19 protein-coding genes are annotated in these 15,525 nt (G+C 71.4%); 6 read left to right on the forward strand and 13 right to left on the reverse strand.

Features of this window, described 5'->3' with window-relative positions; translation table 11 throughout:
* Position 1 precedes the first annotated feature (1 nt).
* The gene (locus tag DSM104329_RS29005) at positions 2 to 193 is read right to left on the reverse strand and encodes a ferredoxin (RefSeq protein WP_407655865.1); all 192 of its coding nucleotides are present in this window, start codon (positions 191 to 193) and stop codon (positions 2 to 4) included.
* Positions 194 to 643: 450 nt separating this feature from the next.
* Here DSM104329_RS29005 and DSM104329_RS00225 point away from each other — a divergent pair, with 450 nt between their 5' ends.
* The 4 genes from DSM104329_RS00225 (at position 644) to DSM104329_RS00240 (ending at position 3,978) form a co-directional block, all read left to right on the forward strand.
* Entirely contained in the window at positions 644 to 1,642 is a 999-nt protein-coding gene (locus DSM104329_RS00225) for a sugar ABC transporter substrate-binding protein (protein WP_259313377.1), read from the forward strand.
* Positions 1,643 to 1,709: 67 nt separating this feature from the next.
* Positions 1,710 to 2,507, forward strand: coding sequence for an HpcH/HpaI aldolase family protein (locus DSM104329_RS00230; RefSeq protein WP_259313378.1), 798 nt, complete (start codon positions 1,710 to 1,712; stop codon positions 2,505 to 2,507).
* On the forward strand, positions 2,504 to 3,460 hold the full coding sequence (locus tag DSM104329_RS00235; protein WP_259313379.1) for a phosphoglycerate dehydrogenase: 957 nt from the start codon (positions 2,504 to 2,506) through the stop codon (positions 3,458 to 3,460). The genes DSM104329_RS00230 and DSM104329_RS00235 overlap by 4 nt, the downstream gene beginning before the upstream one ends.
* The gene (locus tag DSM104329_RS00240; RefSeq protein WP_259313380.1) at positions 3,457 to 3,978 is read left to right on the forward strand and encodes a VOC family protein; all 522 of its coding nucleotides are present in this window, start codon (positions 3,457 to 3,459) and stop codon (positions 3,976 to 3,978) included. Before DSM104329_RS00235 ends, DSM104329_RS00240 begins: the two co-directional genes overlap by 4 nt.
* Before the next feature lie 22 nt (positions 3,979 to 4,000).
* Here the strand turns inward: DSM104329_RS00240 and DSM104329_RS00245 are convergent, their stop codons facing one another.
* From DSM104329_RS00245 to DSM104329_RS00295, 11 genes are all read right to left on the reverse strand, one after another.
* On the reverse strand, positions 4,001 to 5,491 hold the full coding sequence (locus DSM104329_RS00245) for a protein kinase domain-containing protein (RefSeq protein ID WP_259313381.1): 1,491 nt from the start codon (positions 5,489 to 5,491) through the stop codon (positions 4,001 to 4,003).
* A 75-nt stretch (positions 5,492 to 5,566) separates the two neighbouring features.
* On the reverse strand, positions 5,567 to 6,370 hold the full coding sequence (locus tag DSM104329_RS00250) for a flagellin N-terminal helical domain-containing protein (protein ID WP_326924469.1): 804 nt from the start codon (positions 6,368 to 6,370) through the stop codon (positions 5,567 to 5,569).
* A gap of 20 nt (positions 6,371 to 6,390) precedes the next feature.
* Positions 6,391 to 6,615: a carbon storage regulator CsrA gene (gene csrA / locus DSM104329_RS00255; RefSeq protein WP_259313382.1), complete on the reverse strand. Its 225-nt coding sequence runs from the start codon at positions 6,613 to 6,615 to the stop codon at positions 6,391 to 6,393.
* 64 nt (positions 6,616 to 6,679) lie between these two features.
* Positions 6,680 to 7,120: a flagellar assembly protein FliW gene (gene fliW / locus DSM104329_RS00260; protein ID WP_259313383.1), complete on the reverse strand. Its 441-nt coding sequence runs from the start codon at positions 7,118 to 7,120 to the stop codon at positions 6,680 to 6,682.
* Between the two features lie 49 nt (positions 7,121 to 7,169).
* On the reverse strand, positions 7,170 to 8,105 hold the full coding sequence (gene flgL / locus DSM104329_RS00265; RefSeq protein ID WP_259313384.1) for a flagellar hook-associated protein FlgL: 936 nt from the start codon (positions 8,103 to 8,105) through the stop codon (positions 7,170 to 7,172).
* 55 nt (positions 8,106 to 8,160) lie between these two features.
* Positions 8,161 to 9,522 carry a flagellar hook-associated protein FlgK gene (gene flgK, locus DSM104329_RS00270; protein ID WP_259313385.1) on the reverse strand — a complete coding sequence of 454 codons (1,362 nt, stop codon included), beginning with the start codon at positions 9,520 to 9,522 and terminating at the stop codon, positions 8,161 to 8,163.
* A gap of 55 nt (positions 9,523 to 9,577) precedes the next feature.
* Positions 9,578 to 10,126, reverse strand: a complete 549-nt coding sequence (locus DSM104329_RS00275) for a flagellar protein FlgN (RefSeq protein WP_259313386.1) — start codon at positions 10,124 to 10,126, stop codon at positions 9,578 to 9,580.
* Positions 10,123 to 10,410, reverse strand: coding sequence for a hypothetical protein (locus DSM104329_RS00280; protein ID WP_259313387.1), 288 nt, complete (start codon positions 10,408 to 10,410; stop codon positions 10,123 to 10,125). The genes DSM104329_RS00275 and DSM104329_RS00280 overlap by 4 nt, the downstream gene beginning before the upstream one ends.
* A gap of 52 nt (positions 10,411 to 10,462) precedes the next feature.
* Positions 10,463 to 11,197, reverse strand: a complete 735-nt coding sequence (locus DSM104329_RS00285; RefSeq protein ID WP_259313388.1) for a flagellar hook-basal body protein — start codon at positions 11,195 to 11,197, stop codon at positions 10,463 to 10,465.
* A 448-nt stretch (positions 11,198 to 11,645) separates the two neighbouring features.
* Positions 11,646 to 12,731 (reverse strand): IS110 family RNA-guided transposase, encoded by a 1,086-nt coding sequence (locus DSM104329_RS00290; RefSeq protein ID WP_326924470.1) that lies wholly within the window; start codon positions 12,729 to 12,731, stop codon positions 11,646 to 11,648.
* Between the two features lie 237 nt (positions 12,732 to 12,968).
* Positions 12,969 to 13,655, reverse strand: a complete 687-nt coding sequence (locus DSM104329_RS00295) for a flagellar hook-basal body protein (RefSeq protein ID WP_259313389.1) — start codon at positions 13,653 to 13,655, stop codon at positions 12,969 to 12,971.
* 37 nt (positions 13,656 to 13,692) lie between these two features.
* Between DSM104329_RS00295 and DSM104329_RS00300 the strand changes: the two genes are divergently transcribed.
* Together DSM104329_RS00300 and DSM104329_RS00305 are read left to right on the forward strand one after the other, a co-directional pair.
* Entirely contained in the window at positions 13,693 to 14,328 is a 636-nt protein-coding gene (locus DSM104329_RS00300) for a flagellar hook-length control protein FliK (protein WP_259313390.1), read from the forward strand.
* Positions 14,321 to 14,620 (forward strand): EscU/YscU/HrcU family type III secretion system export apparatus switch protein, encoded by a 300-nt coding sequence (locus tag DSM104329_RS00305; RefSeq protein ID WP_259313391.1) that lies wholly within the window; start codon positions 14,321 to 14,323, stop codon positions 14,618 to 14,620. The genes DSM104329_RS00300 and DSM104329_RS00305 overlap by 8 nt, the downstream gene beginning before the upstream one ends.
* An 81-nt stretch (positions 14,621 to 14,701) precedes the next feature.
* Here the strand turns inward: DSM104329_RS00305 and DSM104329_RS00310 are convergent, their stop codons facing one another.
* On the reverse strand, positions 14,702 to 15,520 hold the full coding sequence (locus DSM104329_RS00310; RefSeq protein WP_259313392.1) for a sigma-70 family RNA polymerase sigma factor: 819 nt from the start codon (positions 15,518 to 15,520) through the stop codon (positions 14,702 to 14,704).
* Between the last annotated feature and the right edge of the window lie 5 nt (positions 15,521 to 15,525).

Here is a 15,525-nt window from a genome sequence, read left to right on the forward strand (position 1 = left end):
GTCAGCCGTCGACGGTGATGGCGCGCTTGGGGCACGCCCGGGCCGCGGCCTCGACGGCAGGCCGCAACTCGGCGGGAACGTCCTCTTGTAATACGACCAGATTGTCGTCGTCGTCGATCGCAAAGACCGTGGGTGCCTCGACGGAGCAAACGCCGTTACCGTCGCATAGCCCCCAGTTGACCACAACTCGCATTTAACCCCCCACACGCGATGTGCGCCTCGAGTATCGCTGAGGCGCAATGACGTGGCAAAGACGTGTTGGATCTCATTTGATAAGGGCCCGTGATCGAGACCGGCGGAGGATCGTCCGCCCTGCACGAAAATTTCCGATTCCATCGCGCTTTACCAGACGCAGGTGTGGTCCAACGCGTTGTCGTGTACGTGATTGACAACGCCGGCGACGAAGGGATATACCGGGTTCGGGCGTCGCCGGCGGCGCCGCGGTCTCATTCGCCGAGGAGGAGAAGGGAACATGAGGAAAGTTCAGCGACTGCTGGGCGCGGGGGTGATCTGCGTAGCAATCATTTCAGTGTTTGCCGCGTGTGGTTCGTCGGATGACGGGGATAGCGGTACGGCAAGCACCGGAGCGACCACGTCCGCGTCCACGAGCGCGTCGAGCGGTGGAGAGAGCACGGATAACAGCGTGATCTCCAAGTACTCGACACCCGGTACCGAGATTGCGCCCAAAGTGGCCGGCCTGAAACCGTTCAAGGCAAAGGAGGGGGCGTCCATCTACAACATCGCGTGCGCCCTGTCGATCGAGGCGTGTCAGGCCACGGCGAACGGCATGAAGGAGGCCAGCCAGGCGCTCGGTTACAAGTACGAGCAGTGTGACTCCGGGTCGTCGCCGGAGGCGCCGGGTCAGTGCTTCACCAACGCGATCAACGCCAAGCCCGACGTCATCATCGCGCAGGCGGTGGGACTTAACCAGGCGGCGGACGGGTATGCCGCGGCGAGGAAGGCCGGCATTCCGATCGTCGCATTCGGCACGGGTGACAAGGCGGACGGAACGGTCGCGAACATCCAGATCGCAGACCAGCTGTGCCACGACCAGGGCAAGATCCTGGCCGATGCCATCGCGGAGGACAGCGATGGGAAGGCGAACGTCCTGTTCCTCGGAGACACGGCGATCGCCTGCGATGTGTCACGAACGAAGGGCTTCGAGGACCAGCTCAAGCAGGCGTGCCCGGACTGTGATTACAACAAGCTCATCTTTGACCTGAATACGATGCAGCAGTCGCTGCCGCCCCAGCTGCAGGCCGAGCTGAACAAGAACCCGAACATCAACTGGATCGTCGGCGCCAACGACGCCCCCGCGGCGGTCGCGGTCACCCAGGTGATGCAGGCCGGCAAGCAGGACCAGATCAGCGTCGCCGGCATGGACGGGCAGCCGTCGAACGTGACGTTCATGCTCAAGAAGCAGGTGCAGAAGTTCGACCTGACGAACCCGTTCGCGGATGCTCCGTGGAGCGCGGTGGATGCGGCGGCCCGGATCTACTCGGGCGAGGAGGTTCCCAAGTCGCTGCAGTCGCCGAACTACCTGCTCACGTGGGACAACGTCAAGAGCCTGGGCCCGTCGAAGACGTACAACGGTCCCGACGACTACCAGGAGCAGTACAAGGCCATGTGGGGCAAGAGCTAGGACCCTCCTCCAGGGCACCCTGGGCGCGGGGCGGCACGATGGTGCCGCCCCGCGTTCCTGCTCGGCTATGACCAGTCCGCTCTCCGACCGATTCGACCTCCACGGCATGGCGCCGGCGGGGCGTCCCGCGTTCGGCATCTACCTCATGCTTCCGTCGGCGGACGTTGCCGCCCTGCTCGCGACGCTCGCGGGCGAGGGCCTCGACTTCGTCGTAGTCGACGCGCAACATCGCCCGTTCAACCCCGAGACGATCTCGCGCATCGCCCACCATGCGTCGGCCGCGGGGCTCGCATGTCTCGTGCGGGTGCCCGCCGGCGGATACGGCTTCGCCGAATCGGTCCTCGACTACGGCGCCGCGGGCATCGTCTTCCCCGTGGTCGACTCCGCGGAGGATGCGGCGCGCTGCGTCGCGTCCTGCCGGTACCCGCCGCTCGGCGGTCGCAGCGTCGGGGGAGTGCCGGGGCTCGGGCCGCCCGCGACGGACCCCCTGTGCATCGTGCAGGTGGAGCGGGCCACGGCCGTCGACGCCGCGGCCGAGATCCTCGCGGTCGAAGGCGTGGACGCCGTCATGCCCGGACCCGCCGACATCGCCGCGTCGATGGGGATGGTCGCCGACTACGGGCAGATCGGCGCGGCGGTCGCCGCGTCACGGGACCTGGTGCGCACGGTCGAGCGGGCGGCCGAGGAAGCCGGCATCGCCTGGTTCCGCTACTGCCACGATCCCGCAGCCATCGCCGAGGCGGTGGACGACGGATGCCGGCTGGTGCACTGCGGCAACGACGCCGACCTGTTGCTCGGTGGAGCGCGCCGCCTGCTTGAGGAGGCGCTGCACGCCGCGACGACTCGCGGGCAAGGGTCGCGGTGAGCGGGCTCGACGGCACGGTCCTGGTGACCTGGTCCGGGTTCGATCCCGCGGACGACGCGACGGCCGGCGTCCTGCGCGCGGCCGGCCTGGACGTCCGCTTCGCCCCTCGCCTGCAGGAGCGCAGCGAGGAGGAGCTGGTCGGGCTCGCCCACGACGCGGTCGCGGTGATCGCCGACGCCGACCCGTTCACCGCCGACGTCATCCGGCAGCTCCCGCGTCTGCGCGTGATCGCCCGTGTGGGCGTCGGGCTCGACTCCGTCGACCTCGTGGCGGCCCGTGCCGCGGGCATTGACGTCACGACCACCCCAGGGCACATGGAGGGCACGGTGGCCGACCACACGCTCGCCCTGATGCTGGCCGTAGTGCGCCGGATCGTGGTCTTCGACCGGATCGTCCGCGGCGGTGAGTGGATCCGGGTGGAGCGCGCGGGCGACGACCTGCACGGCCGCACGGTCGGCGTGGTGGGCCTGGGCGCGATCGGCCGCGTGGTGTGCCGGAGGCTGAGCGGATTCGACGTGCACCTGCTCGGCCACGACCCGGTCGCGGGAGACCTGCCCCACGTCGAGCGCGTTACGTTCGAGGAGCTGATCGACAGGTCCGAGATCATCGTGCTCAACGTCCCGCTCACGCCCGCCACCCGAGGCCTGATCAGCCGCGACGTGATCGCGCGCATGCGGCCCGGCGCCGTCCTGGTCAATGCCGCGCGAGGGCACGTCGTCGACGAGGCGGCGCTGATCGCCGGGTTGCGTTCGGGGCACCTCGGCGGCGCGGGCCTCGACGTCTTCGCCGAGGAGCCGGCCGAGTCGTCGCCGCTGTGGACCATGGACAACGTCGTCCTGAGCCCGCACATCGGCGGGGTCAGCCGGCGCTCGATCCGCGACATGACCGAACGGGCGGTGCAGTGCACGATCGCGTCGCTGCACGGCGAGCCGACGGGGGTGGTCAACCCGTGACGGACCCAGCGCCGTATCCGCGCGCGTTCGCGCACATCGGCATCTCCATCCCGGACCTCGGCGCGGCCGTCCGGTGGTACCAGAATGTGCTCGGCTGGACGCAGATCGCACCGCCCGGGGAGATCAGCTGCGAGGACGGCGGCGACTTCGGCGCGGAGTTCGCGGACGTGCTGGCCGACGTGTTCGGCGAGCGCTGCCGTCATCTGCGGATCGCACACATGAGCGCCGGAAACGGCGTCGCCGTCGAGCTGTTCGAGTTCGTCGAGCCGCCGTACGTCGGGACGGACGACAACTTCGACTACACGCGGGGTGGGATCTTCCACTTCTGTGTCGTCGACCCCGACGTCGAGGGGCTGTCGCAACGGATCGCTGACACCGGGGGGCGGATCCGCAGCAAGCTGATGCGCGTGTTCGACGACCAGCCGTACTACGCGCGATACTGCGAGGATCCCTGGGGCACCATCCTCGAGGTGACGTCGCACCAACACGCCCAGATCTTCGGCAACCAGATCAGCTGAGCACAGGGGCGCTGAGTCTCGCCTACTTCAGCAGCGCCAGGTCGCTGATCGTCGCGTTCTCCCCGCCCTCGGGCAGCTTCTCGATCCACACGAGGTAGTAGCGGAAGCGCTTGCCCGCGGTGTCGAGCGAGATCTGCTGCGAGCGCTTGACGTCGTTGAGCGAAGCGACCTTCGTCCAGCCGCCGATGCTGTCGGGCGGCCCGTCCTCCGCGGCGTAGACCGCGCCCGACCAGCCCGGGGTCGTCGTGCGCAGCTCCATCCGCTGCGCGGCCACGCCCGGTGCGGCGTCGACGTAGAGCCCCACGCCCGGCTTGTTGAGCGCGCCGGCCTGGTAGCTCTCGGTCGACCACGTCGACTTCGAGTCGTCGTCGATCGCGGCGGACGCCTCGTCGGAGTGCTCGCCGTCGCCGCCGAACGGGTCGTAGTCGTGCGCGGCCTTCGAGCGCAGCGCGACGACGTGCAGGCCCGGCGTCTGCGGCTTGATGTCCGGGGGGCGGGTGCCGCGCTCGGTGTTGTCGCGGGCGAGCAGGACCACGGCGCCGATCGCCCCGGCCGCGAGGAGCAGCAGCGCGATCACGGCGAGCCTGGGGACGCGCGCCCGCCAGGGCAGGCGCCGGCGGGCCGAGCCGGGCAGCGTGCGCAGGACGGTCGTCGCCTCGCCGGTCGCGTCGCCGGCGCGGGCGGTCTCGATGGCCAGGACGTCCTCGAGGTCGGCGGCCAGCGAGGCGGCATCCTGGTAGCGGCGCTCGAGCTCCTTGGCCGTGGCGTGGTCGACGACCGCCGCCAGCGCGGTGGAGATCTCCGGCCGCCGCATGCTGACGTCGGGGAGGTCCTCGCGGACGTGCTTCATCGCCACCGCGACCTGGTTCTCGCCGCGGAAGGGGACCTCGCCGGTGAGCATCTCGTAGAGGACGATCCCGAGCGAGTAGATGTCGGACTGGCCCGTGACCGGGTGTCCGAGCGCCTGCTCGGGCGAGACGTAGTCGGTGGTGCCCAGCACCCGCCCGTCGGCGGTCAGCCCCTCCTCGGTCAGGGTCCGCGCGATGCCGAAGTCGGTGACCTTCGCCGAGCCCTCGGAGTCGATGAGGACGTTCTGCGGCTTGACGTCGCGGTGGACGATCGCGCGGGCGTGCGCGGCCTCGAGCGCCCGGGCGATCTCGATGGCGTAGGCGATCGCCTCGGGGATCGGCAGGCGGCCCTTGCGGCGGATGCAGTCCTTCAGGGTCTGGCCCTCGATGTACTCGAGGACGATGTAGGGCGTGTTGTCGTCCTCGCCCGCGTCGATGACCTGGACGATGTGCGGGTGGTTGAGCTGCGCGACCGCGCGCGCTTCGCGCCGGAAGCGCTCGAGCTGGTCGGAGTCCGACGACATCTCCCGGTGCATGAGCTTGATCGCCACGGGACGCTCGAGCACGGTGTCGAAGGCGCGGAAGACCGTCGACATGCCACCGGATCCGATCTGGGCGTCCAGCCGGTAACGGCCGCTGAGCAGGGTGCCGACGGGGGTCGTCATCGTCTGCGCCCTATGTTGACGCCCCCGCCGGTCTGCGTGTCGTGTTCACCGCCCGCGTTGGCGCGCGCGGGGTGATCAGCCCTGCAGCAGGGACAGGACGCCCTGGGTGGACTGGTTGGCCTGGGAGAGCATCGAGGTGCCCGCCTGCTGCAGGACCTGCAGCTTCGTGAACTCGATCATCTGCTCGGCCATGTCGACGTCGCGGATCCGCGACTCGGCGGCCACCAGGTTCTCCTGGTAGGCCGACGCGGCGTTGACCGAGTGCTCGAGGCGGTTCTGCACCGCGCCGAACGTCGAGCGCGTCGCCGAGATCGACTCGATCGCCGCGTCGAGGTTCGAGATCGACGTGCCGAGCGACACGTCGTAGTAGTTCGCCGGCAGCGTGCTGCCGAGGCTGATCGTGGCGACCGTGATGACCTGGCCGTCGTTGGCGCCGACCTGGAAGGACACCGTGCCGGCGGTCGCCAGGAACGTGATGCCGTTGAACTGGGCCTGCTGGCCGATGCGGTCGATCTCGGACGCGAGCTGGTAGATCTCGGACTGGATCGCGGACTGGTTGGCCGACGACATCGTGCCGTTCTGGTACTGCACGGCCAGCTCGCGCATGCGCTGGAGCATCGAGTGCACCTCGTCGAGGTTCGCCTCGGCGGTCTGCACGAGCGAGATGCCGTCCTGCATGTTGCGGTTGGCCTGGGCGAGGCCGCGGATCTGGCCGCGCATCTTCTCGGAGATGCCGAGGCCGGCGGCGTCGTCGGAGGCCCGGTTGATCCGGTAGCCCGACGAGAGGCGCTCCATCGCCTTCGACATGCCCTCGCTGGTGCCGGAGAGCTGCCGGTGGGCGTTGAGCGCCTGGACGTTGTGGTTGATCCTCAGGGACATTGGAGCGAAGTCCTTTTTCTCTACTTGGTGACGGGGAGGTCGCTGGGGAGGGCGTCGGGGCCGGCCGTGGCCGCCGCGGCGTTCTCCTCCTTGACGGAGCGCCAGATCTCCTCCCGGTACACGGGCAGGGAGCGGGGCGCGTCGATTCCGATGCGAACGCTCGAACCGCTGACCTCGATCACCTCGATGACGGTGTCGTCGCCCAGCATGATCTTCTCGCCGGGCTTTCGGGTGATGATGAGCATGGGTCAGATTCCTCCTTGGAAAATGGATCGTGGGGATGCGCCGACCGGGGTGGCCGCGATCTGCTCAGGCCGCCTTCTCCGCCGAGGTGGAGAAGAGCGGGGCCCGGACCGGGGCGTCCGGGGCCTGGTTGATGACCTGATGGCCGAACCCGCCTGAGACAAGGATCGGCGCGCGGAGGTTCGCGCTGAAGTCCTCCAGCGCCTCGGCCGCGCGGACCGTCACGTAGACGGCGGTGTCGCCGGCGGCGTCGACCCCGAGGCGGTCGGCCTCGTCGTCGGCGATCTCGACCTCGTAGGAGTCGAAGAACCGCCACGGGTTCGTCAGCGGAAGGGCCAGCGCCGGGTCTTCGAGCGAGTGCAGCCACACGAAGGCGGCGTCGTCGCTGCGAGCGAGCAGCGTGTAGCGGCTCCCGCCGAGGCCGATGAGGCCCTGGGGGAACTCGAGGACGGCGTCCTCGGGGATCTCGAGCGGCCCGAACCGGGTGCTCTGCAGGGTCACTGCCATGGTGCCTCCATACGGCATCGGTCGCAGGGTGGGTGGGAATGAACTGGTGTCACCGGAGGAAGTCCAGGAGCGAGGGTTGGATGATGGACGCGCCGCTCCGTAGCGCGGCCTCGTAGATGGTCTGTTGGCTGGAGAGGGCGAGGGCCGCCTCGGCGAAGTCCACGTCCTCGGTCTCGGAGAGAAGCTGGGTCGCAGTCTGCTCGGCGCTGGCCAGGCGCGCGTCGGCGGCGTCGAGTCGCGCGACCGTGGCCCCGACCCCGGCGCGGGCGACGCCGATCTCGTCGAGGTTGCGCTCGAGCGCCTTGAGGTCGCCGTTGCGCAGGGCCTCGGTGTCGGCCGTCGTGCCGTTCTTGAGATGGTCGGAGATGTCGCGCAGCGTGCGCAGCAGGCCGGTGTCGCCAGGCGTCTGACCGCTGCCGATGAGCGGGTTGGGCGCCTGGTCGACGAGCGTGTTGACCTGGACGGCGATCCCCTGGCCCATCTCGCGGGCGATGACGTTGTCGTCGCCGCCGTAGGTGTCGACCGCCGGAACGGACGTCGTGTCGTAGGGCGGGTTCGTCGTGTCCGTGCCGGCGAACACGTACACGCCGCCGTAGGACGCGTTGGCCGCCTGCTTGACCGCGGCGACGATCTGGTCGATCTCGAGCGCGATGTTCCTGCGCGCGCTCGGCCCGGTCGCGTCGTTGGCGCCCTGGACGGTCAGCTCGCGGGCGCGGTGCAGGAGGTTCGTGACCGAGTCGAGCGCCTCGTCGGTCGTCTCCATGAAGCCGCGCGCCTGCGTGACGTTCGTCTGGTACTGGGCGTTGGCGGCGAGCTCGCCGCGGGCGAGGACCGCGCGCTGCGCGCCGATCGGGTCGTCCGACGGCTTCAGGATGCGCTTCTGCGTCGACATCTCGCGCTGGGCGCGCTCGACGCGGCCGTGGGCGGCCTGCAGGTCGGTCAGCAGCCGGCGCTGCGACATGCCCTGGGTGATGCGGATGCTCACGACGCACTCTCCCGCAGGTTCGGGGTCGTGGTGGGTGAGGACCCGCGGGCTCTCACTACAGCCCCACCCGCCCCGTGCGGTTGATGAGCGTGTCGAGCATCTCGTCGACCGTGGACATCGTCCGCGCCGAGGCCTGGTAGCCGCGCTGGAAGCGGATCATGTTCGCCATCTCCTCGTCGAGCGAGACGCCGCTGACCGACGCGCGCCGGTCGGACGCGGACGCGAGGGTGGCGGCGGACGAGCCCTCGCGGCGCTGCGCGTCCAGGGACTCGTTGCCCACCCGCAGGACGAAGCCGGCGTAGAGCTTGTCCGCGGCGCCGGACCGCAGCTGCGCGACCCCGCGGGCGACGTCGTTGGCGCCGGCGGGGGCGCCGGCCAGGTTGGTCGTGCGGATCGTGGTCGGCGCGGCGAGGATGCCGGCGTCCACCGCGACCGTCGCGGCGGTGGTGCCCGCGGTGTCGAAGAAGGGCGTCCCGTGGGCCAGGTTGACGTCGGAGACGAGCTTGGCGGCGAACGCGTCCAGCTCCTTGCGGTAGCCGTCGATCGTGCCGCCCGGGACCAGCGACAGCGTCTGCAGCGCGCCGATCCTGCCGCCGGCGGCCGGCGTGGGGAAGAGGGTCGTCGCGGGGGCGGTAGGGGCCCAAGCGGTCGTGTCGTCGACGAGCAGCGGGGTCGCGACGCCGCCGAAGGCGACCTGGATCGAGCCGTTCTGCAGGTCGGTCACCGTCACCTGCCCGTACTCGGAGAGCTCGTCGAGGAGCTTGTCGCGCTGGTCGAGCAGGTCGTTCGGCTGGCGGCCGGCGGAGATGGCCGCGCTGATCTCGCCGTTGAGGCGGGCGATCGCGGTCGCGTTCTGAAGGATCGGGCCGTTGGCGGAGGTGATGCCGGCGAGCTCGCTCGCCGCGTTGGTCCCGACGGCGCTCAACTGGCCGTCGAACGAGCGGATGCCGTCGGTGAGCGCCCGGGCGGTGACGGCCAGCGCGGACTTCGTCGCCGGGTCCTCCGGCTGGTTGGAGACCGCCTGCCAGGCGTCCCAGAACTTCGACAGCAGGGCCGAGATGCCGGTCGTGCCGGGCTCGTTGAGCGACTCCTCGACCGTCGAGAGCGCCGAGGTCGTCGTCTCCGCGTTGCCGTGCAGGGACGCCTGGGCGCGGTACTGGATGTCCGCGAACGCGTCGCGGGCCCGCGCGTAGGCGGTCACGTCGACGCCGCCTCCGAGCAGGGCGCCGCCGCCGCCCGCGAGCGCGCCGCTGGCCAGCTTCAGGCCGGTGACCGACTCGAGCTGGGCCGTCTGGCGCGAGTAGCCGGGGGTCTCGGCGTTGGCGATGTTGTGCGCCGTGACGTCCAGGCCGGCCTGCTGGGCGAGCAGCCCGCGCAGCGAGGTCTGGATCCCGAAGAAGCTCGAGATGCCGGTCATCGAGTTGCCCGCCTCATGGCCGATGTCGTGGCGGATGACGACCCGCGGGGTCTCATCACGCCTCCAGGTCCAGCAGGCGGTGGGCGGACGCGGGCGCGCTGACGCGCATGCCCTCGCCCGGGCGCTCGACGGGAGGGCGGTAGCCCAGGTCGGCGGTGCCGGACATCAGCCGCGTCAGGTGGTCGAGGAACGCGAGCTCCTGGCGCATGAGCGCGCGGTTGATCGCGTGCTCGCGGCCGATCTCGCCGAGCAGGCCGCGCAGCTCGGCGCTGCGCTGACGTGCGGCGGCCGCCTCGTGCGGCGCCAGGAGCGTCGTCATCGCGTCGAGCGTGATGGCGTGCCCGGCGACGCTGAGCTGGGCGCCGGCGTCGGTCAGCAGCTCGGTGCGCCGCAGCTCGAGGCCGCCGCGGTGCTCCATCTCGCCCTGCAGGTCGGTCATGCGGGAGAGGACCTCGTCGACGTCCTGGCGGCGGATCGCGGCGCCCTGGCGCAGCACGATGTCCAGCAGGCGCCGGGCCGACTCGAGCTGGGCGTCGAGGTGGGCGATGACCGCGGGCCCGAGCGTCGACTCGGCCGGGCCCACGGCGGCGAGCGCGACGGTCACGCCGCCTCCTCGCCGCTCGCGGGGGCGCCGAGGCCAGCGAGGCCGCGGGCGAGCCCGAGGCCGCCGGCCGCGGTGACGGCGTCGGCGAGCGCCTCGGGCAGCAGCTGGGCGTACGCGCCGCTGCCGAGCGCCTCGCCGGCGGTGGACGAGAGCTGCTTGGCGAGCACCGTCGTGAGCTGGCGCTCGAAGGAGAGGGCGGCCTGGTAGCGCGCACGCGTCTGGGGAGCGGCGGAGCGCACGTCGGCCGGCAGCGCCGCCTGGTCGATGGCCGGCACAGGACTCACGAGGACACCTCCCGCAGGGTCGAAGCCGCGGTGGGTGAGGACCCGCGGGGTCTCACTTCTTGATCCCGTTGGCCATCTGGGCCATCTGGTCGGCCATGTCGATCGCCCGGCTGGCGAGCGAGTAGTTGCGCTGCGTGGCGATCATGTCCGTCATCGCGTCGCCGATGTCGACGTTGGACTGCTCGAGCGCGCCCTGCTGCAGGGTCGTGCCGGCGCCCGCCCGGGTCGCCGCGCCGCTGGCCGCGTTCGTCGTGAAGAGGGAGTCGCCGACCGGGCTCAGGCGGTCGGGCGCGCGGACGGTGAGGAGGTTGACGCGCCCGACGTTCGCGCCGCCGGCGTCGATGCGGCCGTCGGGGGAGATCGCGACGTCCTTCTCCTGGACGCCGTTGGGGATGCGCACCGGCGGCTGCAGCGGCAGGCCGCCCGCGTTGAGGCGGCGCCGCGCGTCGACGGTGAGCTGGCCGTCGCGCGTCAGCGCGTTCGTGCCGTCGGGCCGGCGGACCTGCAGGAAGCCGGGGCCGGTGATGGCGACGTCGAGCGGCTCGCCCGTCTGCTTGAGCGCACCGGCGAGCGAGCTGCGGCCGATGGCCGAGGCGGCGGCGCCGGAGCCCTCGGTGACGCCGGGTCGGCCGCCGGGACCGCTGGGCGTGTACACGAGATCGCGGAAGGCCACCCGCACGCGCTTGTAGCCCACGGTGTTGACGTTCGCGAGATCGTTGCTCAGCGCGTCGAGACGCTGCTGCTGCGCCGCCATGCCGGCGGCGGCCGTGTACATGCCTTCGAGCATCGGGTTCCTTGTCGGAGCCCCGGCCCCCGCTCCTTGCGGTCCAGCCGGTGCGTCAAAACGTGGAGAGCCCCGGCCCCCGCTCCTTGCGGTCCAGCCGGTCCACCTGTGGTCAGCCCGGTGGTCGGTCGCGCGCCGCCGGACTTGAGCGGCTCGTGGACGCGCGTTCTGATATGTCCGTCGTGTTGTCAAGTGGGCGTGCGTGATCGCCGTCCGCTTGGCGGCCGTCGGGCGGGGTTGGTCGGTGGGCCGGGACGCCGGGCTCGGTGTCGGCGTTGCCAGTCTGAGATGCGAGGGTTGGGTACCTCAGGGCCCGGTTTCGTGCTGCCGGCTTGTGCTGTCTAGGAACGAGCGTGCCGCCCCCGAGGGGGTGCTCATAGAACGTTCGCGCGTGCCGGCCGCTGATGGCCCGGCGCCCCGGCCCACCGACCGTGGTGTTCTCAGCCGCGGGTCAGTCGGCGGTGGCGGCGGCCCAGAGGAACCCGGCGAGCTGCCGTGCGCAAGCGACCACCACGATGTTGTGGGGCTTGCCGCGGGCCTTCATCGTGCGATGGACCTTATAGAGGCGCTGCTGGGCGCGGTTGCTGATCGCGAGGATGTGGTCGGGCTGTCGGGCCTGGCGGTTGGCCAGTGTCGCGCCCAGCCGTGGTTCGCGGCCGTAGTGCCAGGCCGACTCGACCAACAACCTGCGGGCGAGCGTCGAGCCGGTCTTGGTGATCGAGCCCTGGCGCGAGGACTCACCGGACTGGTTGAGCGTCGGTGTCAGTCCCAGCCACGCGCCCAGCGCGGCGGCGCGCTCAAAGCGGCGCCAGTCGCCGCCGAGCTCGAGGTGGATCGACAGGGCGCTCAGCGTGTCGATGCCTCTGAACGCGCGCAGCCGGGCGACGGTCGGCCACCACCGCTCGTCCGTCGCAAGCTGGGCGAGTTGCAGTGCGACCGCCTGCTTGCGCGCCGTCAACCCGTCGACCGCCGCGATGAGATCGGCGAAGACCAGGGCGCTGGCCGGCTCGCCGAACTGCTGACGCGACAACCAGCGACGGTGCTCGGTGGTCCAGGTCGTCGGCTTGGGATAGACCCGCCCGTGGCGCAACAGCATCTTGCTCACGCGATGGCGGGCGTCCATCAGATCGCGCCGGCACGCATCGTGGGCGCGGGTCATCTCTCTGGCGGCCTCGATCTCCGGCGGCGGCACCACGACCCGCGTCAGCGACCCGGCCAGCAACAACCGGACCAGAAGCTCGGCGTCCTTGCGGTCGCTCTTGACTCTGTCAGACGATCCCCGCGGGGTCTTCCCGGGCGCGATCACCTGCATCGCGATCCCCGCTGTCGTCGCCGCTCGGTAGAGCCCGAAACCGGTCGACCCGGCCTCATAGCACGCGCGTGCCGGACCGGGCTGCTGGAGCATCCACGCGATCGGTGCCTCCAACCCAGGGCCGAACTTCGCGCGTCGCAGCTCGCCGGTCATCGTGTCGATCGCTGCCGCGTGCGTCGAGCGGGCATGGACATCGAGACCGACCCACGTCATCGTTCCGGTCATGGCCGGACCTCCTCACTCATCTGGGGTCAGCCAGAGGCCATCCCTCTGGTCAGACAAACCCCCGCGAGGAGCGTCCGGCCATCAGCCTCGGCAGTCAACCCCTTCCGGGCCGACCGCCTCATAGGGTCTAGGGGTGCCGACGCCGGCCCGCGGCGTTGCCAGGTGGGCTTGCAACGTCTGCCGGCGGGAGGCGGGCCCCCGTGGGCGCTAAGGGTGCCGACGGCACGCCCCGAGCGCCTACCCGCTGAGGGACCCGACCTGGGCGGCTGCGCGCTGCAGCGTCTCGTCGATCGTCGTGATCGCCTTCTGCCCCGCCTCGAACGAGCGCAGGGAGGAGATCATGTCGACCATTGCGCGGGCCGGGTCGACACCCGAGCCCTCGAGCGCGCCGGCGGTGACGCGGCCGGCGGCCTGTCCCTGTGCGGCGCCGGTGAAGAGCGAGTCGCCCTCCTTCGCCGCGTTGGGGACGTCGAAGACGCCGAGCCGGCCGGGGTCCACCGCGCCGCCGGTGACGCGGACCGTGCCGCCGTTCTGCGACAGCACGGGGTTGCCCATCTGGTCGACGAGCCGGCCGCCCGGGCCTTCGGTGAAGGCGCCGTTGCGGGTGTAGCGCACGCCGTTGGCCGTGCGCACGCCGAACCAGCCCTCGCCCTCGACCGCGAAGTCGAGCGGCTCGCCGGTCCGGCGCAGCGCCTGCGGCGTCAGGTCGGTGACGGTCTCGGCGATCTGCGCGCCGAAGCCGAGCGGGCCGACCTCCTGCCCGGTCTGCGTGTTCGCGAGCAGCAGGTCGCCGAACGCGTGCTGCGAGGAGCGGTCCGCCTTGTAGCCGGCCGTCGACGCGTTCGCCAGCTCGTTGGCGATCTGGTCCTGGCGCACCTGCTCGGCGAGCATGCCGGAGGCTGCGATGTAGAGGCCGCGCTCCATCGCACCGATGGTCGGCCACCCGCCACACTTCTTGAGGATGGCCGGCGTTGGCGTCGATCTCGTCCTGCTGCGCGGGCTCATGCCCGAGGTCCCCGTCCGCGCCGGCGACGTCCTGCCCGCGCGCGTCCTGGGGCAGGGGATGCTGTCGCTCGCCGGCGTCCGCGTCGTCGCGAGGCTTCCCGAGGGGCTGCCCGAGGGCGCGCGGCTGCGCCTGCGCGTCCAGGAGGCGGGCAGCGAGCGGATCGTGCTGCGCGTCGTCGGCGAGCCCGAGGCGGCGGGCGCGCCGCCGCAGCAGGCGGCCGCGGCGGTGACCCCGGCGACCGGGGATCCGCTGGCCGCGGCGATCCGGGCCGGCCTCGTCGTGGCGCTGCCCGGAGGCGCGCTGGCGCGGCTGTTCATCGACCCCGATGACGTGCGCGCCGCGGCGCGAGGCGGTGGCGGGCCGTCGCGCGTGACGCTGCGCTACGAGGCGGCGGCGATCGGGCGCGTCGACATCGCGCTGGAGATCACGCCCGGCGCGGTGGCGGGCACCGTGCACGCCCCGTCCGGAGCGGCGGCCGAGCGCCTGCGCGGAAGCGCCGCCGACCTGCGGGCCGCGCTGGCCGCAGCGACCGGACGCCCGGCGAGCGTCAGTGTCCGCGAGCGTGGAGAGTCGGTGGACCTTCGTGCCTGATCGGCGTGAGGAGCGTCCGCCGCCCGACCGCGCGGCCGCGCTGCGCTACGACCCGGCCGTCCCGGGCGCGCCGAAGATGGTCGCCGCAGGGCGCGGCGAGATGGCCCGGCGGATCGTCGAGGCCGCGCGCGCCGCTGGTGTCCCCGTCCGCGACGACGCGCTCCTGGCCGATGCGCTGGCCGGCATGCAGCTCGACGCCGAGGTGCCCGAGGAGCTGTGGGCGGCGGTGGCCGAGGCGCTCGTGTGGACGCACCGCATGGACCTCGGGGCCCTGAGAGACGCAAGCCGCTAAGGGCGCCGACGCCGGCCCGCGGCGTTGCCAGGTGGGCTTGCAGCGTCTGCCGGCGGGAGGTGGGCCCCCGTGGGTTCACGCCTAAGCGACGAGGCGGTAGAGCTCCTCCTCGGCGGACAGCGCGCTGCGCAGCGTGCGCTTGAGCGCACTGTGGATCTGGCACACGCGGCTCTCGGACACGCCGAGCACCTCGCCGATCTCGGCCAGGGTCAGGTTCTTGACGTAGAGCATGACCGCGACCTCGCGCTCGCGGCGCGGGAGCTGCGCGAACGCCGTGCGGAACCTGTCCTTGAGCTCCTCCGTGGCGGCGGCGTGCTCGGGATCGAGGCGCTCGTCCTGGGAGACGAGGGTGTCGACGCGCTCGATGGTCGTGTCGTCGTCGGAGAGCACGAGCGCGTTGAGCGACGTGACGTCGGAGGAGACGATCTCGTCGAGGTGGCGGCGCAGCTCGCCGACGGTGATGCCCATGGCGTCGGCCAGCTCGTCGCGGGTGGGGCGGCGGCCGTGGAGGATCGAGAACTCCTCCGTCGCCTTGTTGATGTCGCGCTCCCAGCGGCGCACCGAGCGCGGCGCCCAGTCCTGGCGGCGCAGCTCGTCGAGCACGGCGCCGTGGATCCGGGTCCAGGCGTACTGCTCGAGCGTCGCGCCCTTCGCGGGGTCGTAGCGGTCGATGGAGACGATGAGCGCCTCCAGCCCGCAGGAGATGAAGTCCTCGACCTCCGCGTTGGCGGGCATCTCGCGGACCTTGCGGTACACGATGTACTTCACCATCGGGGCGAAGGTCAGCACCAGGCGGTCGCGCAGCGCCGCGTCCTTCGTGCGCCGGTAGTCGAGCCACAGGGCGAGGCTCTCGTCGGCGGAGAGGCGTCGCGCCGATGGTGGGGCGAGGGTGACGGACATGGCGG

The organism is Capillimicrobium parvum (assembly GCF_021172045.1).
Classification (GTDB): domain Bacteria; phylum Actinomycetota; class Thermoleophilia; order Solirubrobacterales; family Solirubrobacteraceae; genus Capillimicrobium; species Capillimicrobium parvum.

What these genes read in the sequence shown, in the direction of transcription:
- DSM104329_RS29005 (WP_407655865.1), bottom strand. Translation starts at nt 193, where the DNA reads ATGCGAGTTGTGGTCAACTGGGGGCTATGCGACGGTAACGGCGTTTGC.
- DSM104329_RS00230 (WP_259313378.1), top strand. Translation starts at nt 1,710, where the DNA reads ATGACCAGTCCGCTCTCCGACCGATTCGACCTCCACGGCATGGCGCCG.
- DSM104329_RS00245 (WP_259313381.1), bottom strand. Translation starts at nt 5,491, where the DNA reads ATGACGACCCCCGTCGGCACCCTGCTCAGCGGCCGTTACCGGCTGGAC.
- DSM104329_RS00250 (WP_326924469.1), bottom strand. Translation starts at nt 6,370, where the DNA reads ATGTCCCTGAGGATCAACCACAACGTCCAGGCGCTCAACGCCCACCGG.
- csrA (WP_259313382.1), bottom strand. Translation starts at nt 6,615, where the DNA reads ATGCTCATCATCACCCGAAAGCCCGGCGAGAAGATCATGCTGGGCGAC.
- fliW (WP_259313383.1), bottom strand. Translation starts at nt 7,120, where the DNA reads ATGGCAGTGACCCTGCAGAGCACCCGGTTCGGGCCGCTCGAGATCCCC.
- flgK (WP_259313385.1), bottom strand. Translation starts at nt 9,522, where the DNA reads ATGACCGGCATCTCGAGCTTCTTCGGGATCCAGACCTCGCTGCGCGGG.
- DSM104329_RS00285 (WP_259313388.1), bottom strand. Translation starts at nt 11,197, where the DNA reads ATGCTCGAAGGCATGTACACGGCCGCCGCCGGCATGGCGGCGCAGCAG.
- DSM104329_RS00290 (WP_326924470.1), bottom strand. Translation starts at nt 12,731, where the DNA reads ATGACCGGAACGATGACGTGGGTCGGTCTCGATGTCCATGCCCGCTCG.
- DSM104329_RS00295 (WP_259313389.1), bottom strand. Translation starts at nt 13,655, where the DNA reads ATGGAGCGCGGCCTCTACATCGCAGCCTCCGGCATGCTCGCCGAGCAG.
- DSM104329_RS00300 (WP_259313390.1), top strand. Translation starts at nt 13,693, where the DNA reads ATGGCCGGCGTTGGCGTCGATCTCGTCCTGCTGCGCGGGCTCATGCCC.
- DSM104329_RS00310 (WP_259313392.1), bottom strand. Translation starts at nt 15,520, where the DNA reads ATGTCCGTCACCCTCGCCCCACCATCGGCGCGACGCCTCTCCGCCGAC.